The following is an 18833-nucleotide window of genomic DNA, read 5'->3' as shown; positions in this document are numbered from 1 at the left end:
TGGGGTGAATAATGAGTACAAATGTGCGGAAGATACGGGTAGAAAAAAATGTGTTAAAACACGCCGAAGGGTCGTGTATGTTTCAGATGGGGAATACAAAAGTTTTGTGTGTCGCGACGGTATCAAAATCCGTACCGCCTTTTGCGGAGGAACGCGGGGAGGGATGGGTTACTGCTGAATATTCAATGCTGCCCCGTGCGGGGAAGGAAAGAAGTTCGCGCCAGCGGCTCGCGTCATCCGGGAGGACAAAAGAAATTTCTAGGTTGGTTGGCCGTGCATTACGCGCAGTGGTGGACCTAAAGAAACTGTATGGGTTCTCGGTAATGATTGATTGTGATGTTATCCAGGCGGATGGCGGGACACGTACAACATCGGTTAACGGTGCGTTTATTGTGTTGGTCCAGGCATTACGCGCAATGGTGAAGTCCGGAGAACTTAAGAAACTGCCGGTGCGTGACTATATCGCGGCGGTAAGTGCGGGGTATGTCGACGGTAAGCCTGTGCTTGACCTCTGCGCAAAAGAGGATAATAATGCGGAAGTTGATATGAACTTTGTGATTACCGGCCACGGGAAGTTTGTGGAGGTACAGGGTACCGGCGAGAAAAACGCGTTTACCCGTGCACAGTTAAACTATATGCTTAACCTCGCAAGAAAAGGTGTTCGGCAGATTATTAAAGTTCAAAAACGTATCGCCGGGAAGTTGAGATAATCTTTTCCATAATCTTATAAAATGAAAACAATCGTTATTGCTACACGTAACAAAGATAAACTTGTTGAGATTAACCGTATACTTTCCGGTTTGCCGTTTGAGATAAAATCAGCGCTTGATTTCCCAAACATCCCGGAAGTTGTGGAAGACGGGGATACTCTGGAAGCTAATGCCATAAAGAAAGCGCAGGTAGTACATGAACATACCGGTCTTATTTCATTAGCAGATGATACAGGGTTGGAAGTTGAGCTTCTCAATGGCGCGCCGGGGGTGTACTCTTCAAGGTTCGCCGGGTCTAATGCAACTTATGAAGATAATGTCCGTAAACTTCTTGATGTAATGAAATCCGCATCAATTGATGAACGCGGGGCAAGGTTCCGTTGCGTTATAGCTATTGCGGGATATAAATCTGAACCCGTTATTGTCGACGGTATATGCCCGGGGTATATTAGTTCATCTCCGCGGGGTAACCAGGGGTTTGGGTACGATCCTGTGTTCTACCTCCCGCAGTACGATAAAACATATGCCGAACTTGGGTTAGACGAAAAAAACAGGATCTCACACCGGGGCATTGCGCTTAAAAATGCTCTAGTGGTACTCCGTGAAATGTGTGATAAGTAAATTACAAGTTCAGAAGTATGCTATGAGCGATAGCATTATTGACGTGTAAATAATAATCGTATAGAATTTATTTATAGTATGATATAGAAAAGATTCGGGGCGTAGCGCAGTTGGCTAGCGCACATGGTTTGGGACCATGGGGTCGTCGGTTCAAGTCCGACCGCCCCGATGCTTATCGGACAACTGTAATGGTTCCCTGAAACTTTTTATCTTTGTATTGATATTGATAAATATAAATACCGCTTGGGACATAAGATCCGCTGTCGTTTGTTCCATCCCAGTTGTCAGAATTGCTTAATTCCCTAATTTTAATTCCCGATAATGTGAAGATGTTTATTTTGACATTAGTGTTCTGAATGCCTTTGAATAATATTTTGTTTCCACTGTTCGTATTACCGATTAGCAGAACTTTTTCTTTCGGGCGCAATTCTTCTCCGCTCGCTGCTTGTTTTTCGAAAGTGCCGGAATAAGTTGTTCCCTGGTTATTAGCAAGGTCGAAAAGGTTAATATTGTATGAATAACTGTCATCACTGACTAATTGACCTGTACTGTTATTCCCGTCCCATTCAAAACTGTTTATACCTGCGGGTTTTAAATTGTCAGATTCAATAACCTTTACAACGTTTTTGTTGGAGTCCAGAATTTTTATGGTGACATAACAATCCTCGTTTAAAGTGTATGCCACAGAAATACTATCTTGTTGCCCATCGCCGTCCGGGCTGAAGGTTGATGTATTAAGCGTAATTTTGTTGATTATCGGGTTAACAGTATCATACTTTAATTTGAATAATGTTTTAGAGCCTGAACGGTTATTTGCAATATCCCATGTACAGATACGTAAATAGTATGGTAAGTTAGCTGTCATACTTTCAGTTATTTCATAACTGTTTACAGTTGTGTGCGGGATATCCTGATTATATCCCGGGTCTGCGGTACTGTTTGTACCCCAGTAAATAGTATATCCGCTAACCCCTGTATCCATATCAATCGCGTCACCCCATTCAAAATATGGCATAGAAGTAATGTTCTCGCTGGTTCCATTATTAAACTCAATGTCTCTGGTACTGTTATTCCAGCAGCGGGTCCAGGTAGGGTTATACGGCGGTACAGTGTCTTCACCGGAGATTGAGTTTACCAATAAAACCGTTTCATTACTATAGGCGGAAGATGCAGAACCGTTTACTGCTTTTACCCGGTATGAATATGTTGTTCCGGCAGTCAAGCCCGAGTCAATATAACTTGCAGTGTTACTGCTGATCACAGCAATTTCTTGGTAATTGTTCTGATCAATACGTTTACGTTCCAGCCGGAAGTTGGTTTCATTATCAGAATTATCAGTCCATGAAACTTGCGCTGCAGTTGATGATAGTACGATTCCAGTCAAACCGGTAGGAGTTAACGGCGGATTCTCAGTGGCGTTACTGGGAGGCAGAGCAACGAGCTTGATCTCATTGCTATACCCCGAGTTTCCTGTTATATTATAGGCATATACGCGATAGTAATAAGTAGAGGAGGAAGATAAACCGTTATTATTGTATCTCACGGTATTGCTGCTTATTACTACAACTTCGGTATATAATCCGTTTTCCGGTTTACGTTCAACCTTGAACCCTGTCTCGTTATCAGAATTATCGGTCCACGATATTTGTACTGAGGTTGATGATAATGCTACACCGGTCAATCCGGTTGGAGTATCAGGTACTGCAGCAGGTGCTGAGAAAAGTTTTAGCATGTATTCCGGTACCCATCCTTCCAAAGAGCTATATTTAATTTTCCACCAATAAATGCCTTTGGTATATATACCGTTAATAGGATGAGTTAAAATAGTAGAGTTTGTACTGCTGGAAGTATAGCCAAGATACCCGAAATTTGTACCCGGGCCAAGGTACAGCCGTGTATTGGCGGTACTGACGATAATATCGCCGGTCACAAATTTACTGGATTTATCAGTAGTTACATAAGCCATCATCAGGCCATTACCGACATTACGTTCACCCGTAGTGTCCGAAGGGTCGTTACGCATCGAGCCGTCCAGCCAAAAAGTTGAGGATCCGCCGCCATCGCAGTTCATCGCTTCTTTCGCCTGTAATGAATTGATTAAAAACTGCGATATTTGTTGTAATGTCATGCCTATGCTGATAGATGTTCTCCCGTCATTGACTACAAAGTAAATATAAGTATCGTTCCACGCGATTACGGTGCGTGGTTGAGGATTTGGGCTCAACTGGGAATCACTGATATTTCCGTTACGCAGTATCCAGCCATACCCGCCCGTGATGAAATCTACGTTAGAGAAATCGTTCCCGGCATGATATGTTGTTGAGGGAGTTATACTAAGTTTTATCTTTATCGTATCACCGATATGGCATTTTGTGCTTAACAACGTACTGGCAGTTCCGTGGCCTGATAAAACGAACCCGTCGTATGGTATAGGAGCAGAACTTTTTCCTGATAGCCGGACTTCTTTAACTATACCGGAAACTTCCGTGTTTGCACGAAGGGGTGTGGTGACATTACCTACGATTACTTCAGTTCCATAAATACCCGTAAAAGTTGCAGTATCGTAATGGCATGTATATAGTATTAGCTGGTTTGTAGAACGGACTGTGTTTTGGTTACTGATTGTTGCAGTAGAATTATCCGCAAACGTTACTTTCCCGGAGGATGTGTATAATAACTGTGTTCCGCTACTTATATGGTCAACAAACATTGTTTTGTCGTGGTTATATATAAAGGAACGCTGTCCGCCTGCCCAGTAATCAATACGGTCGATATATGTACCATCTAACATCATACCGTCTTTAACAGTCCCGTTACTTAAGAAATAACCGCCATTTATAGCTGCGATGATATGGTACCGTTCTCCTTTATGGTTAATAGTATCTTCATACCGTGTGACCATTTTACTTACAGTTTCTGCACCGGAACGTATCTCGCCGGTGCCAATCATCGCGCCTAATTTAAGATTAGCCTGGCTTCGGAGCATACGGGAAACAAATATTATATTAGGCCCGGTGACTGTAAATTTTTGGTAGTCAATCCCAGGAGCGATTTGCGTCCATGCAGAGTGTGCTGTCGAAGGGAAACATAGAAGGAATACTAGTAATAGTATTATCATAGTTTTATACCTGAGGATATGCGATGCGATCCCCCGGACGATTCTATCTGCGACGGGATGGAATATGCGTAATCTATTTTTAGCATTACACTTCCTATTTTCTTATAGAACCCTGCCCCCAGGGTTGTTTCAGCCGGATTATATCCTATGCGGAATGCTATGCTGTTTTTAAACACAAAGATTTCTGTACCTAACGCGAAATCAATATGGTTTTGGGAATAAATAACTTCAAAAACTGGTTTTATTGTTTCAAATAATGTCGAGTTATTAATCGCGAAATTTATACCGCAACGTATTTCCATCGGTAAGACATCCGCACTTGCTATTCCTAGGTCGGGTTCGTTGAAATTACGTACGACAAGTGCTGTGGTACAGAGTGGGACAGGTTGGTAAGTTAATCCTAAATCAAGGGCATTCGCGTATTTGCTATTAGCAATTTCTGATGAACTGAGGTACTCGGTGTTGATTCTGTATCCCAAATACTTCATGGTCAACCCCAGTGCTAAGGGTGTTGTGGTATTAAACTTATATCCTGCTGAGACTGCGTATATCTCTTGGGTATATATATCACTGTTGGTAAGTGACGCCCATGCAAAGCATACAGTAGTTTTCATGAGGCCCATGTGTCTTGCATATCCAAAGTAGTTGTAGCCTATGTCAATATCAGTGAATCCGGTGTAAGGTTTACCGTACATAAAAGTAAACTCTTGGGTGTTTACATAACTTAAGCCTGCAGGGTTCCAAAAAACTGCGTCAACTGTATCTGCCAAACTGGAAAAACTTCCTGCCACACCGGCAGCGCGTGCACTGTAGTTGTTCTCAAATATTATGGAATACACTGGTTCTATTGTAAAAAAAAATATTGTGAATACTGTTACAACTATCTCTTTCATATTTTTTATTAAGTCTAATTATACTATTATTTCTATAATTAATATGTGTTAATTCTTTAAAAAGGAGGGTTAGTATTATGAAACCTGCTGAAATGATATGGGCATACTTGATACATATAAGCTATAACATGTGGTGCGACTGTGATGCTCCGGAACTTAATAAAATGAGTTTTGCGAAGTACAGTCCTTCCCTGCGTTGCGATGATAGTTTGTGGAATGATGTTACCTCGGAGCTTTCAAAAACTGGGATGAATATGTTGATCATCGACCTTGGGGATGGGATTAAGTATGAAAGCCATCCTGAGATCGCAGTGGAAAACGCGTGGCCCGTAGAGAAACTTAAAACTGAACTTATACGGTTGCGTAAACTAGGCCTTGAACCCATACCTAAACTAAACTTTTCTACCTGCCACGATGCGTGGCTTGGGAAGTATTCACGGATGGTATCGACAGACATCTACTACGGTGTATGTAAAGACCTTATCGACGAAGTAGTAAGTATTTTTGGTAACCCTCGGTTTTTTCATCTTGGGATGGATGAAGAAACTGCTGCTCATCAGAAGTATCATAAATACGCGCTTGTGAGGCAGTACGATTTATGGTGGGACGATTTGTATTTCTATATCGCGCAGCTTGAGAAACATAATGTTCGGCCTTGGGTGTGGGCCGATTATATCTGGCATTACGAAGATGTATTCTTAAATAAAATGCCGAAAACTGTGTTACAAAGCAACTGGTATTACGGGTTAGACTTCGGGGATACTATTCCACCCGCAGTGAAAGCGTATAACATACTTGAGAAACATAAGTACGACCAGGTACCCACGGGAAGTAATTATTATATCGGGAAAGAAGAAAATTTTGTTAAGACCGTGGATTACTGCAAAAACGCTATCTCACAGCAGTACTTAAAAGGATTTATGCAATCTGTCTGGAGGCCGACACTGGAACCTACCCGTGATCGGCATTTCAACGGGATCGAATGTATGGTAGATGCTAAGAAACGGTTTTTATAACAAGTATTTCTTTTAAAAAGATTCTTTAAGAATTATTTGTATATTAATTCTTTCATAAATTGACCTTCAGGTATAGTATCGTATACAATAATAGTGCTATTAATTCGGGGCGTATTTGTAATATGAATGCGGGGTTGGTGTTGGGTAATTATGCGTTTATTGATAGTCAAAATTTAAACTTATCAATTCGTTCTCAGGGTTGGAAACTTGATTTCCGGCGATATTTGGTTTATCTAAAGGATAAATATAATGTCTCCAAAGCTTTTATATTTATTGGATATTTAGAGAGTAATAATGATTTATATACTGCGTTAAGAAGATTTGGGTATACGTTAATTTTTAAACCTGCCTTATATCTTCCGAACGGGCAAATAAAAGGGAATGTTGACGCAGAACTTGTTCTCCATGCCATGATAGAATATCATAACTATGAAAAAGCAGTTATTGTTACTGGCGACGGCGATTTCTGGTGTTTATTAGAATACCTTGTGCAAAACAATAAATTGTTGAAGTTGATGATTCCGGATAAAAACAAGTATTCGTCGTTACTACGTAAATTCGCAGATTGGTCAGTTTATATGAACTCATTACAAAAAAAGTTGGAATTGCGATAAATGAAAAGGGAGACATTGACCTTCGGACAAAACCTTAGGTGCGGTCTCCCATCGTGATTGCTAACTAGTTATATTTATAACAAACAATACATATTTTGTCAAATAAGATTTCAACCTAAATTTTTGTTGAATTGACCTTTTAATATGAATCATATAAAATAAATGATTATGCGAACAAAACAAGATATTATTGATGCAATACAGCAAACTGCGAAAGAGAATGATGGTAAGCCATTAGGTATCAGTAGATTTACAAAAGAAACAGGTATAACTAGCTATGAATGGAAACAATATTGGCCTAGGTTTGGCGATGCGCAAAAGGAAGCCGGGTTTATTCCAAACCAACTTACGGGTGCTTACCCTGACGAATTTCTAATTAAAAAACTAATTAATGTTATGCATAAATTAAAAAAATTCCCAACTAATGATGAGCTTCGCATAGAAAGATACAATGACATTAATCTTCCAAGTTGGCAAGTCTGCTTTTATAAATATGGTTCAAAGAAAGAACTTGCGAGAAAAATATTTGAATATTGTACAACTAAAAACGGTTATGACGATATTATTGGAATGTGCAAACCAATTCTTGAAAAATCCAATGCAGTAGATGATATCGATAATTCAAATGTCAATCAGAAATTGGGTGAAGTATATCTTTTTAAGTCAGGCCGATATTACAAAATTGGAAAAACCAATGATTCTGTAAGGCGTGGAAGTGAAATCCGGATTCAACTACCCGAAAGGACGAACTTAATTCACTCAATCAAGACTGTTGACCCAAGTGGTGTTGAAGCATACTGGCATAAACGTTTTGAAGCGAAAAGAATGCAGGGAGAATGGTTTGATTTAAGTTCTGCTGATGTAAAAGAATTTAAACGTTGGAAACGAATAGCCTAAGCTTGAAAATATTTGGACTAAAGAATATTTGGAAATTAGTAGGCATATCTAACGCAAATTATCACCTGTTAAAACAAGATCAGTCAATTGCGGCCAAGGCCTATTTCATGGATACCACAAATACGTTGAGTTAATAGAAATATATAATCTAAATAAAGTAAAATTATTTGTGGAAGATTAATGGGAGGGGCGTTAAAAATGAGTAAAGTATTTCTAGGCCTTATCTGCGGGTTGGTATTTGGAATTTTGGACGTGTTATTAATGATACCGTTAAAGTACGAAAATAACCGTAAACGCGTAGAAGCAATGTCCTCCGCGTTTATTGAACGGTTCATGATAGGATTACTGATTCCGATGGCAGACTTTGGCGTGCATCCTGCGTTAACAGGGTTGGCGTTAGGGTTCGGGTTCAGCGTTCCCACTGCTATAATAACACGGGTATATGCGCCGATCATTGGGATGGGTGTTGTTGGCGGCGTGGTGATAGGATTTATTGTAAAAGCGGTATTAGGGTAACAGGTGATTTGATATGAATATACAAGATATTGTCATTCCGTTTACGAACCATCCAAAATTGTTTGTGTTCACTATTGGATTGTATATACTATGCGTTCTTGTCGGGATGTTGTTAAAAAAACAGTTACCCAAAAAATTTGTGGAATTCATACATAACGCAGATACTGGAAAAGCCGGGCAGACGGAGAAAATATTTGGTAAGTATCGCGAGGGTGTGAAGGAAGGTAAGCCCGTAGTAATGCTTAAATGCGCGGGGATTGTGTTTGTCATGAATATGTTTGGTAATTTGATGAACACGTTTTTTTGTATTTTTGTATTACCCATTGTTCTTACATTGATTTATACCGGTGTGGTACAAGGGATTGCGTTTACTGAGATTAAGAAAGGCACAACCCGCTGGTCCGGGATTTTATACATCATAATCGGCGGGCTTGAATGGCTTACCTACCCACTGGCGTACTACGCGGGTTTACTCATCCCTGCTGCTGTGTTCTTTGGTATATTTGACATAACCCTGATGATAGGTAATCTTGTTGCCGCAGGGGTAGATATGTTAAAAGTGTATTTAATAATCACAGTGGTACTGTTTATCCAGGCACCGCTTGAGTTGTTGTACGTACGTAAAGTGTTACAGTCGGGCGGTAGCGGGATACCGTTGGAACCGTATTGAGGTTGGGGAGAGATGTGTTTTGGAAAAGTTTAGGAAACACGGTACAAAACCGTACAAAATTGTGGCGCTCCACGGCGGGCCCGGTGCGGTGGGCGATCTTTATGACGTTGCTGTGACGGTTGCGGGATGGGACATCGCAGGCGTGATGGAACATTTGCAGTCCGCAAAAAATATCAACGGGCAGGTCGAAGAACTTCACTCAATAATTTCTAAAGAAACTGCTGCTCCGGTAACACTGATCGGGCACTCCTGGGGTGCGTGGCTCGGATGGATATATACTGCACGGTATCCTGAGGACATCGCAAAACTTGTGTTGGTCAGCAGCGGCCCGTTTGAACAAAAATATGTGGATTCTATAATGTCAACCCGTCTCTCACGGATGAAGGAAGACGAGAAACTGTTTGTTCAAGATTTTCTTAATCGTTTTAATACCAAGAAAAGTGGTAGTACCAAAAACACCACGGATAAAGTTATGTTAACAAAATTCGGAAAGTTTATGGAATCCGTTGACGCATACGATCCAATTATTTTGTTAAAACCCAAACGACGATCGTTGGTGTCTGCAAGTAACGGCGAGGTTAACCCCGCAGTGTACGCAAAAGTTTGGAAGGAAGCTGAGAAACTGCGCCGTACTGGCAAATTACTTAATTACGGGAAGAAAATCAATTGCCCCGTTGTTGTGATCCACGGAAACTACGACCCGCATCCGTTTCTCGGAGTGAAAAAACCTCTGAAAAAAGTGTTAATTCCCGAAAAAGTCGAGTTTCATCTCCTCAAAAAGTGCGGGCATAAACCGTGGATCGAACGCCAGGACAAAGATAAGTTTTTAAAACTTATTAAACAGATAATAAGTTAATAGATATCATCTTGCCAAGAATTGCATAATTTAATAGCATTATTACAAATGGATAATACAAAACGGTTTCAAAACACAATGGCATTCAAGCCTGTTGACCGTCTGCCGGTAATCGAATGGGCTTCGTGGTGGACAAAAACAGTTAATCGCTGGTATACTGAAGGATTACCTGTAGAACTTAAGGATGTGTTTGACATCCGTGAATACTTTGGGCTTGATCCATATCGCCAGCACGTATTCCCGGGGATGAGGCCGTCGTATAAAAAGGAACTACTTCCTGAACACCAGGCGGTGACTGATATGCAAAGCTATCTTCGGGTGAAACCGTACTTGTATTCTGATAAACCGTTTAATCCTGAGGTGTTACAGCAGCACGATGAACTCCAGAGACAGGGGAAGCTGGTTATATGGTTGAGTTTTGAAGGATTTTTCTGGTTTCCTCGTAAACTTTTCGGGATTGAACAGCATTTATACGCGTTCTATGATTATCCTGATGTTATGCATGCGATCAATAATGATTTAGTAGAATATAACTTTCGTGTGCTTGATAGTATCTGTAAGGTATGCAAACCTGACTTCATGACATTTATGGAAGACCTGTCATACAACCACGGGCCGATGTTGTCTCACGGGTTGTTCAAAGAATTTTTAGTTCCCTACTACAAACGCATAGTCCCGCGGTTGAAAGATTATGGTATTGTTCCTGTGATTGATTCCGACGGTGATATTACCCAGCTGATTCCGTGGTATGAAGAAGTTGGGATCGATGCGTTCTTACCGTTAGAACGCCAGGCTGGGGTGGACCTTGCAGCGTTACGCGTAAAACATCCTCGGGTGAGGTTCATCGGTGGATATGATAAGATGGTAATGAAACACGGTGAAGCTGCAATGCGTACAGAGTTTGAACGCCTGTTACCTGTTATGAAACAAGGCGGGTATATACCGTCGGTTGATCACCAGACACCGCCGGAAGTGTCAATAGAGAATTATAAAATATATGTACGGTTGTTACGCGAATACTGTGTTAAAGCAGCTGAATAATCTTTCCGAAATTGTAATCCTCAAAAATGATAAAATATCTGTTTGTTAATGAAAAAGAAAGTATGGTGTAAATTTAGATTATGGTAAAAACTAAAAGTACGGTATTCACTGCGGAACGTGTATCAATTGCACGTGAGAATATCGCGATGTACAAATGGGCGAAGGATATTAAAGATAAAACTGTCGCAAACGCTGCGAAGTTCGTGAACGCATCGCCCGGTTGTTTGTGGGAACTAGCGACTCCTCAACCAATTCCGCGCGGGATCACGGTCAACCTTGAGAAAGGGTGTCCAAACTGCGGCAACAAAATTAACTGTTACGGTAATTATCCCTGGAAAATCGATGTGTTTAACAAACCGTGGAAAATCGAATGTCCTTCCTGCGGAGAAGTGTTCCCTAAAAACGATTTTGCAAAGTTTTATGAAAGCGGGAGACGCAACAGCCCCACCGGCGAGTTTGAATATGAGAAAGCGGACCGTTCGTTGTTGTTCAATACCGACCATCCCAACCCGACGGATCCTTTACACACCTACGGTGTGGATGATACGTTTGGATGGAAGGATAAGGACGGGACCACGTACCGTTTCCTCGCATACTACGGCCATTTTGGCACGTGGAGTACGGTGCTGAACGGGTTGACTGAAACGAGTTATGCGTACATTTATAACGGAGACAGCAGTTACGCCCGTATCGCACTAACCCTTCTTTACCGCATTGCAACGCTATACCCCGGGATGGACTACGGATACTGGGCGAACCACGGGTGTTTCAACAGTGACGGCGGATCAAAAATGGGGAAAATATTCGGGCGTATATGGGAAACCGGTACTGCGTCGATACTGCTTAACGCGTACGACGCTGCATTTCCTGCGTTGTCCGATCCGGAATTATGCAAGTATTTGTCTAATAAAACAGGGCGGGTAGTCGACGCAGTAGCAATCCAGAAATTGATAGAAAAAAATGTTGTTCACGAAATACATGACGGGATTATCACCCAGCGGATAAGAGGGAATGAAGGCATGCATCAGCACTGTATGACCTTAGCTGGGGTAGTGCTCGACGATCCGGAAGTTACTGATGAATGGCTTGACTGGATCTTCCAACCGAGTAAAATCGTGGATGACAAACTTACCGGTGGGAATATGCAGCATATTTTTGATGAGAAAGTTGATGACGACGGTATGGGTAATGAAGCGTCGCCGGGATATAACGGCATCTGGCGTGTGATGTTCCGCAGTATATCCGAGGTTTTGGAGCATTATCCCAGGTATAAGAAACATAGTTTTATTGGAGAACCAAAGTATAAACAAATGTTTCTAGCTCCGGTAAGGTTAACTTGTATTGACAAGTATTGCCCGAATATCGGGGACTGCCATCGTACGGGTTGTACCGGCACTGCCGGTGCCGGAATCGGGGATATGTTATACGCTTATCGCGTGTTTGGAGATGATGTATTTGCGCAGTTGGCGTATTATCTTAACAATAACTCTGTTGAAGCGTTGTACGAAACTGTGTTTGATCCCGACCCGGAAATTGTTGCACATAAGGTTGAAAACGTGATAAATACCCGGGGAGAGTATGTCTTCAAAACTGACAGCCTACCGAGTTATGGTTGTACAATCTTGCGGTCAGGGAAAGGCGAGAACGCGCGGGCTGTGTCGTTATACCACGGCCGTAATACCGGGCATGGGCATAAGGATACGTTGAATATCGAGCTTTTTGCTCATGGGCTAAGTTTAATGCCCGATCTGGGATATCCGGAATACGCAACAGTATGGGCTCCGCGTGCTGAGTGGACAACTAATACTATCAGCCATAATACCGTGGTGGTAGATAAAAAGAAGCAGGAGAATAATGTTGTTGGCAACCTGCAGTTTGTGATGGACGGCAATGGTGTACATGCTGTGGAAGTGACCGCACCAGCGGTGTATCCGCAAACATCTCTTTATCAACGCACTGTTGTTATGGTTGACGTGTCGGATACACAATTTTATATAGTTGATATTTTCCGTGTAAAAGGCGGGAAGGATTGTGTTTATAGCCTCCATGGTGCGGAAGGTGAGGTTGTGACTGAAGGATTGAACATTATTACACAAACCAGTGGGACATTAGCTGGTGAAACCGTTCCTCCTTACGCTGACCTCGGAGGAATAAAGGATAAGTGGAATACCGCAACGGGTTACCAGTACTTGTACAACATCTGCCGGGATAAACAGCCGTCAAAAATTCCAGTAGTCGAATGGAAAATCGTGGATACCTGGAAGTGTTTGAAGGAACCTAAAGATGTTCGGTTACGCGTGACATTGTTGTCACCACCGGGAGAAGTTATCCTCGCGCAGGGCGACCCGCCGAGAAACAAGGTTGGCAACCCGCGGAGGTTGTGGTACCTCCTCTCGCGCCACGAAGGGGGTGAAACAACGTTTGCGTCGATAATCGAACCGTACATTGGTGGTATGCGCGTGGTGGATACGGTTACGCGTAAGGATAACGGTGATACTGTTGAGCTTACGGTGAAAACAGTTGACGGTAGGGTGGATACGATTGTCAGTGCATTGGATGTAGCTGATATTGCTGTTGCTGGTTTGAAAACATCTGCACGGTTCGCGGTTGTCAGTACAAAGAACGGTATTCCACGAGTATTGGCGGAAGTGAAATAATTTTTTAGGGTTGCAGGGACACAAACGGTTGTTGGATGAATAATAGAAAACAAATGGTATTAGCAAGTATTCTAATTTCAGTAGTTTTGTGTAGTATATTTCTCTTTGCAGTTTCGGTAAATGCAAAAACAGGATCCCTGCCTATTCTTGTCGACGAACAGTTTAATAATATCAGTGGATGGGCGATGTCCGGAATGGGAACAAAAGCAATCAGTCCGAATGGACAACTTCATTTAAAGAATACTGTAGGAAACACTGTGCTAGCAAGCAAAAGTATGATACTACCTGACAAATATCAGGTTGAGGTTAGCTACAAGGTAGACTTATTTGGTGATGACCAGGGGTTGTCTTTGTATAACGGAAAGCATAACCTGATGTTGTATTTTAGAACAGACGGTTTATACATAAAGACGTGGGATGGTATGCCCGTAAAAATTATACCCTGGTCTTCTGACACCAATTGGCATACATATAAAGTAATCGTAGATAAAGGTTTTGGTGCAGTATATTATGATGGAAACTATGTGGACTGTTACACATTAAATAAAAGTAAAAGTGCCGGTGAAATCCGGTTTTTTGTAGGTAACGCTACCGAGAGTGAAGCTCATATAGATTATATTACAGTAAAGGATTTGAGCAGAGAACCCTCCAGTACTTATACATACTCATATAATTTTGAAGATGAACCAGAAGGAACAAAGCCGGACTATTGGATGGAAACTACGGATAATGATTATCATAGCTGCATCCAAAATTTGTGGACTGTATTTGCAAACGGAGCGAACAAAGTATATCGAGCCGACAGTATGGCGAATGACACTTATTCTCTTTTACACGTTTTTGCACGAGACGTAAAGTTTGAAAGCAAATTCAAGGTAAATTCAAGCAATACCACCACGATCCTATCGTTTCATGTGAGACGGAATGACGATAATTCATATTTATATGCGAGCTACAGCTACTCCGACCAAAAATGGAGAATAGTGGAACGTATATCATTACTCGATACAGTAAATATAATCGCCGTCAGTTCATCCTCAACTCCGCTGGTTGTTGGTTGGCACACAGCCCGGATAATTGCAGTTGGAAATAAGGTTAGTCTTTATCTGGATGATATCAACTCACCGTTGCTCTCAGGAAAAACGATGAAACCGGGGCTTGGAAGAGTGGGATTAGAGGTGAAAAATGGCGACGTGTTTTTTGACGACGTGGTATATTCAGGAGAAGGTAGGGTTAATAAGGGTGTTAAAGAAATCGGCGGGTTTTTATACAAAAACTTTTCATCGACTGTATTAAAACTCAGTAATGGGAAATATATTGTGAAGTCAACTGAAAATGGCGTAGACGGAGTTTGGGAGTCTGTTAATGAAGGAGTTTCATGGACATTTGTTCCCTTATCGGTAGGACACTACGAGAAAATGGGCCGGGATGGACTTGTCCTTAACAACGGAAACCTGATTACGCTTGAGCGCAGAAGTTCTTCATCAGGTTTGGGCTTTAAATACATGGCATGGTCGTCGGAAGATTGTGGAGTTAGTTGGAACGGGCCGTATCATATCAATCCGGATTGGACTAACAGAATTACTATGGTGGGAAAACTTATGCAAACCACCGACGGCAGGATTTTCTTTGCGTCAGGAGAATCCTCGAATTTAAAGACAGGGGGAGTCCATATTTATTATAGCGATGATAATGGTATTACCTGGACAATTTCCACGACCCGTCATGACTATCCCACGTTTGGAATTAATTTGCAGGAAGGCGCTGTTGTTCAAACCGGTCCGAACACTCTTAAAGCTTTCTTCAGAACAGACTTGAAATATCTTTATGAAAGCGTATCTACTGATAATGGTGTAAGTTGGAGCGCGCCGGTTGCGACTATACTGCCATCACCGCGGGTCTCTTTCAGTGTGCGTAGAGATCCAACCACAGGATATCAATATATTGCCTGGGAAAATACTGATACAGGTGATTATCCTAAAATGCCGCAATACCCCAGAAACAGAATGTCTCTCGCAGTCAGTACGGATAATACGGCAACCTGGAAAATGGTTACTGACCTCGACGACTTTATGTGTACTCATGGAAAACAGAGCAGGCACATGAACACTTCAATGACTATAATAGACGGAGCGGTTTGGGTGGTTGCAGCAAGATGCCCGGCTGATGGCCAAAATAATTATCTGATGAGAATATGGAAGGTCAAATTAGATACTGTAGCACCATATAACAAGCTTATTGGGATCCACAACGTGTCATGTTATCAATAGGGCGTATTTTCGCTACTTTATGTTCTTGTCCACACGGATTGGCAGTATTATAAATGGAATTCCTTCCTGATAAAACTGTTGTTGCATACTGAATACAGTATAGTTGTGCAGCCAGCGGTCGATTATAGTATTTCCTGGAAAAACCAGCTGTCCACCGAAAAACACTGAGTTTGGGTATTTTTCGAGGATGACAGCGCCAATTTTTTTAATTGCTGACATCACGTCAATTCCAATAAAAGTCATGCCTTCCGAATGATACCCTTGATGTTCCATAAAGTTTGAGTACTGGCCGACATCTTTCACTATTTGATGTTTTAAGTTGTCCAATTCTTCGTGTCCTTTAAAATTTCCTGCGTCAACTACGCCAATCTGCACGAAAACGTAATTCTTGAACTCGTTTCCGAACAAACGGATAACGTTAAACAACGAATGCAGCCCAAGCCCGTTGTACCCGTTGACAAAAAGGACTGCGGTCTTTGCTTTAGGATTAAACGGTTCATGTTTATCAGGCAATATTTTGTCAATCGATATTTTTGTTGCGTCCATAAGCGAATCCAACCGGCGTACCTGTTTCATTGTGTCCAAATAGTATTTTTTTATAGTAACCGCCAACAATGCGAGTAAACCGGTTGCAGTAAGCGTAATCCAGCCGCCTTCATGAAATTTGATAACTACGACGGATGATAAAATGAATGCGCAAAGAGTGAATCCAATAGCGTTAATCGCGAATTTGCGTTTCCATTTCGGTTTTCTGTTACTCCACCAGTAACGAACCATTCCAAGCTGGGATAAACAAAATGTGATAAACACGTTGATACTATAAAAAATTACCAGTAGTTTTACTGACCCTTTAGAAAGAAACATCATTAGAACCGCAGCGATTCCCATTAGTACTATACCATTCTGGGTTACTAACCTATCGCTTAAACTCGCGAATTTCGTAGGGACCCACCGGTCTACCGCCATATTTGCCATCACCCGGGGGCCGTCCAAGAAACCGGTTTGCGCTGCAACAAAAAGGATTATTGCTTCGGAAACAAGTGTTATCCAAAGAAATATTTTTCCTGAAGTACCCCAGTCAGCAGTCATTTTTTCAAACAGTACCGCGTTAAGGGTTTTTCCAGAAACAAAGTGGGTGTCATAAAGCAAGTACGCTGTCATCAACCCCATCACGACTACCGACAGAGAGATTGCCATGTACCGCATAGTTTTTTTGCCAGTTTCCACTTTCGGGTCACGAAGGATCGGTAATCCGTTACTAACAGCTTCTATTCCAGTATACGTTCCTGCTCCCATACTATACGCTTTCATTAGAAGTGCAATTATTCCAAACAAACCAAGTTGGGAATGTGTTGCCGCCATATCAGTACTGACGTTGTGTATTACAGCAGGGAGAGTAAATGCGTGCCCGATTATCGCGTATCCGATTGCAAATAAGTGGGTAAAGACAAAACATAGAAATATTGGGATGAGAGGAACCACAGATTCTTTCACTCCCCGTAAGTTCATAATCGTTAATACTACAACAAAAAACAGTGCAACCCATAATTTGTAATGGAAAATATTATTGGGTAAAAAACTAAAAATTGCGTCTGCACCGCATGCTACGGAAATGGTAATCGTGAGGACGTAGTCTATAAGTAATGCACAACCCGATACTACGCCCCAAGTAGGTGACAATAATTTACTGGCAACGAGGTACCCGCCGCCGCCATGCGGGAAAAGTTCGATTATTTGTGAATAACTGGTGCTGATAACAAAAATTGTGAGGACGGTCATCAACCCGACTATTAAACTTAAATTTATGTGTGTGCCCAACGCTAAGAACGTTTCTTCCGGGCCGTAACACGACGACGATAAACCGTCTACTCCCAGTCCGACCCACGCGAAAAATGCGATGAGCGATATGTGCTGGAAAATGTTGCGGTCCAACGGGCTTTTTTCTTTTCCAACAACGAACCGGCGTAACTTGGTAATAAAAGACTCTTGTTCAAACATATTTTTGTATAACCTCCCAAAATAAAAAACCAGAGACATCATTTCTCCGGTTTTGACTCTCTCTATGGATTTACGAAGTTAGCTGTCGGGCTCGAGGTGAGACTCCTCTAATCTTTTTACAGACATTAGCCCCAAGATTGGCTAGTTAAAGCCAACCAAGTTTGGTTCCTCCGCTTTCTACACTGCATCTACGTAGTATAGAAACTCAACCGTAATGGTTATATTATATAACAAATTACTCGGTATGTTTTGTAAAATATGTAATAATATAAAACGTTTGGGAGGTAAAGTGATACACAACCAGTGGTACGCAGTGCTAGAGTCAAATGAAGTTAAATCGAACACCATACTCGGTGTTACGCGGTTGGGCGAAAAACTTGCTTTCTGGCGTGACGGTAACGGCAAACTTTCGTGTTTACTCGACAAATGTATCCACCGCGGGGTAGCGCTGAGTTACGGCGAGTACTGCGATGCTAACCATATCCGCTGCCCGTTCCACGGGTTGGAGTATGACATGTACGGTAAAGTCGTTGCGATTCCCGCAAACGGACGTACCGCACCTGTGCAGGAACGGTTTAAAGTCCGCGCGTATCCCGTGTATGAACGCGACAGCCTCGTGTTTGTTTATTGGTCGGAGAAAGATTTATCACGTGATGAATTTGCAGCAATAACACCACCCGAGTATTTTGACGATATTACAGCTGATCTGCAATACGCAACAGTGAAGGATTATTGGAAGACACATTACTCGCGGTGTATAGAGAACCAGCTTGACGCTCCGCATGTACCATTTGTACATTATAACACCATTGGCCGCGGTAACCGCACAGTTATCGACGGGCCGGTGGTGGACAAGGTTAGCGACAAAAAGTTTTACGTGTATGTATATATGCGGAAAGAAGACGGGACGGTTGCAAAGAAAGCTGCGGAGTTACCACAAAAAAATATTAACCAGT

The 18833-nt window shown here is 41.9% G+C and carries 15 protein-coding genes, 1 tRNA gene and 1 riboswitch; of the genes, 13 read left to right on the top strand and 3 right to left on the bottom strand.

What is annotated here, in order from left to right:
* Positions 1–11: 11 nt before the first annotated feature.
* The 3 genes from rph (at position 12) to WC955_06565 (ending at position 1500) form a co-directional block, all read left to right on the top strand.
* Positions 12–710, top strand: a complete 699-nt coding sequence (gene rph / locus WC955_06575) for a ribonuclease PH (protein ID MFA5858713.1) — start codon at positions 12–14, stop codon at positions 708–710.
* 21 nt (positions 711–731) lie between these two features.
* On the top strand, positions 732–1331 hold the full coding sequence (locus tag WC955_06570; GenBank protein ID MFA5858712.1) for an XTP/dITP diphosphatase: 600 nt from the start codon (positions 732–734) through the stop codon (positions 1329–1331).
* Between the two features lie 95 nt (positions 1332–1426).
* A tRNA-Pro gene (locus WC955_06565) sits at positions 1427–1500 on the top strand.
* Between the two features lie 3 nt (positions 1501–1503).
* Here the strand turns inward: WC955_06565 and WC955_06560 are convergent.
* Positions 1504–4449: a phosphodiester glycosidase family protein gene (locus WC955_06560; GenBank protein MFA5858711.1), complete on the bottom strand. Its 2946-nt coding sequence runs from the start codon at positions 4447–4449 to the stop codon at positions 1504–1506.
* Complete coding sequence (locus WC955_06555; protein ID MFA5858710.1) at positions 4446–5342, bottom strand: hypothetical protein; 897 nt, start codon at positions 5340–5342, stop codon at positions 4446–4448. The genes WC955_06560 and WC955_06555 overlap by 4 nt, the downstream gene beginning before the upstream one ends.
* 77 nt (positions 5343–5419) lie before the next feature.
* On the opposite strand from WC955_06555, the gene WC955_06550 reads away from it, so the two are divergent.
* From WC955_06550 to WC955_06510, 9 genes are all read left to right on the top strand, one after another.
* Positions 5420–6358 (top strand): Tat pathway signal protein, encoded by a 939-nt coding sequence (locus WC955_06550; protein MFA5858709.1) that lies wholly within the window; start codon positions 5420–5422, stop codon positions 6356–6358.
* 122 nt (positions 6359–6480) lie between these two features.
* Positions 6481–6972 carry an NYN domain-containing protein gene (locus tag WC955_06545; protein ID MFA5858708.1) on the top strand — a complete coding sequence of 164 codons (492 nt, stop codon included), beginning with the start codon at positions 6481–6483 and terminating at the stop codon, positions 6970–6972.
* A 162-nt stretch (positions 6973–7134) separates the two neighbouring features.
* A complete protein-coding gene (locus tag WC955_06540) occupies positions 7135–7869 on the top strand; it encodes a GIY-YIG nuclease family protein (protein ID MFA5858707.1) in 735 nt (244 codons plus the stop codon).
* A gap of 198 nt (positions 7870–8067) precedes the next feature.
* Positions 8068–8385: a hypothetical protein gene (locus WC955_06535; GenBank protein MFA5858706.1), complete on the top strand. Its 318-nt coding sequence runs from the start codon at positions 8068–8070 to the stop codon at positions 8383–8385.
* 13 nt (positions 8386–8398) lie between these two features.
* Positions 8399–9055, top strand: coding sequence for a hypothetical protein (locus WC955_06530; GenBank protein MFA5858705.1), 657 nt, complete (start codon positions 8399–8401; stop codon positions 9053–9055).
* Between the two features lie 19 nt (positions 9056–9074).
* Positions 9075–9911 carry an alpha/beta hydrolase gene (locus tag WC955_06525; protein MFA5858704.1) on the top strand — a complete coding sequence of 279 codons (837 nt, stop codon included), beginning with the start codon at positions 9075–9077 and terminating at the stop codon, positions 9909–9911.
* A gap of 48 nt (positions 9912–9959) precedes the next feature.
* Positions 9960–10952, top strand: a complete 993-nt coding sequence (locus WC955_06520; protein MFA5858703.1) for a uroporphyrinogen decarboxylase family protein — start codon at positions 9960–9962, stop codon at positions 10950–10952.
* Positions 10953–11032: 80 nt separating this feature from the next.
* On the top strand, positions 11033–13609 hold the full coding sequence (locus tag WC955_06515; GenBank protein ID MFA5858702.1) for a heparinase II/III family protein: 2577 nt from the start codon (positions 11033–11035) through the stop codon (positions 13607–13609).
* Between the two features lie 35 nt (positions 13610–13644).
* Positions 13645–15879 carry a sialidase family protein gene (locus WC955_06510; GenBank protein MFA5858701.1) on the top strand — a complete coding sequence of 745 codons (2235 nt, stop codon included), beginning with the start codon at positions 13645–13647 and terminating at the stop codon, positions 15877–15879.
* A 12-nt stretch (positions 15880–15891) separates the two neighbouring features.
* On the opposite strand, the gene WC955_06505 is transcribed toward WC955_06510, so the two are convergent.
* A complete protein-coding gene (locus WC955_06505) occupies positions 15892–17877 on the bottom strand; it encodes an APC family permease (GenBank protein MFA5858700.1) in 1986 nt (661 codons plus the stop codon).
* A 51-nt stretch (positions 17878–17928) separates the two neighbouring features.
* A riboswitch (cyclic di-AMP (ydaO/yuaA leader) is annotated at positions 17929–18098 on the bottom strand.
* A gap of 68 nt (positions 18099–18166) precedes the next feature.
* Here WC955_06505 and WC955_06500 point away from each other — a divergent pair.
* A partial coding sequence (locus tag WC955_06500) for an aromatic ring-hydroxylating dioxygenase subunit alpha (protein MFA5858699.1) occupies positions 18167–18833 on the top strand: 667 nt, incomplete at its 3' end.

It is taken from the genome of Elusimicrobiota bacterium (genome assembly GCA_041658405.1).
Lineage (GTDB): Bacteria > Elusimicrobiota > UBA5214 > JBBAAG01 > JBBAAG01 > JBBAAG01.
Note: the sequence above shows the minus strand (reverse complement) of the source record. Positions and strands in the feature narration are given on the sequence as shown.

Bases quoted from the DNA above. Each gene is read 5' to 3' on its own strand.
- rph (MFA5858713.1), top strand. From the start codon at position 12: ATGAGTACAAATGTGCGGAAGATACGGGTAGAAAAAAATGTGTTAAAA.
- WC955_06570 (MFA5858712.1), top strand. From the start codon at position 732: ATGAAAACAATCGTTATTGCTACACGTAACAAAGATAAACTTGTTGAG.
- WC955_06560 (MFA5858711.1), bottom strand. From the start codon at position 4,449: ATGATAATACTATTACTAGTATTCCTTCTATGTTTCCCTTCGACAGCA.
- WC955_06555 (MFA5858710.1), bottom strand. From the start codon at position 5,342: ATGAAAGAGATAGTTGTAACAGTATTCACAATATTTTTTTTTACAATA.
- WC955_06550 (MFA5858709.1), top strand. From the start codon at position 5,420: ATGAAACCTGCTGAAATGATATGGGCATACTTGATACATATAAGCTAT.
- WC955_06545 (MFA5858708.1), top strand. From the start codon at position 6,481: ATGAATGCGGGGTTGGTGTTGGGTAATTATGCGTTTATTGATAGTCAA.
- WC955_06540 (MFA5858707.1), top strand. From the start codon at position 7,135: ATGATTATGCGAACAAAACAAGATATTATTGATGCAATACAGCAAACT.
- WC955_06535 (MFA5858706.1), top strand. From the start codon at position 8,068: ATGAGTAAAGTATTTCTAGGCCTTATCTGCGGGTTGGTATTTGGAATT.
- WC955_06530 (MFA5858705.1), top strand. From the start codon at position 8,399: ATGAATATACAAGATATTGTCATTCCGTTTACGAACCATCCAAAATTG.
- WC955_06520 (MFA5858703.1), top strand. From the start codon at position 9,960: ATGGATAATACAAAACGGTTTCAAAACACAATGGCATTCAAGCCTGTT.
- WC955_06515 (MFA5858702.1), top strand. From the start codon at position 11,033: ATGGTAAAAACTAAAAGTACGGTATTCACTGCGGAACGTGTATCAATT.
- WC955_06510 (MFA5858701.1), top strand. From the start codon at position 13,645: ATGAATAATAGAAAACAAATGGTATTAGCAAGTATTCTAATTTCAGTA.
- WC955_06505 (MFA5858700.1), bottom strand. From the start codon at position 17,877: ATGTTTGAACAAGAGTCTTTTATTACCAAGTTACGCCGGTTCGTTGTT.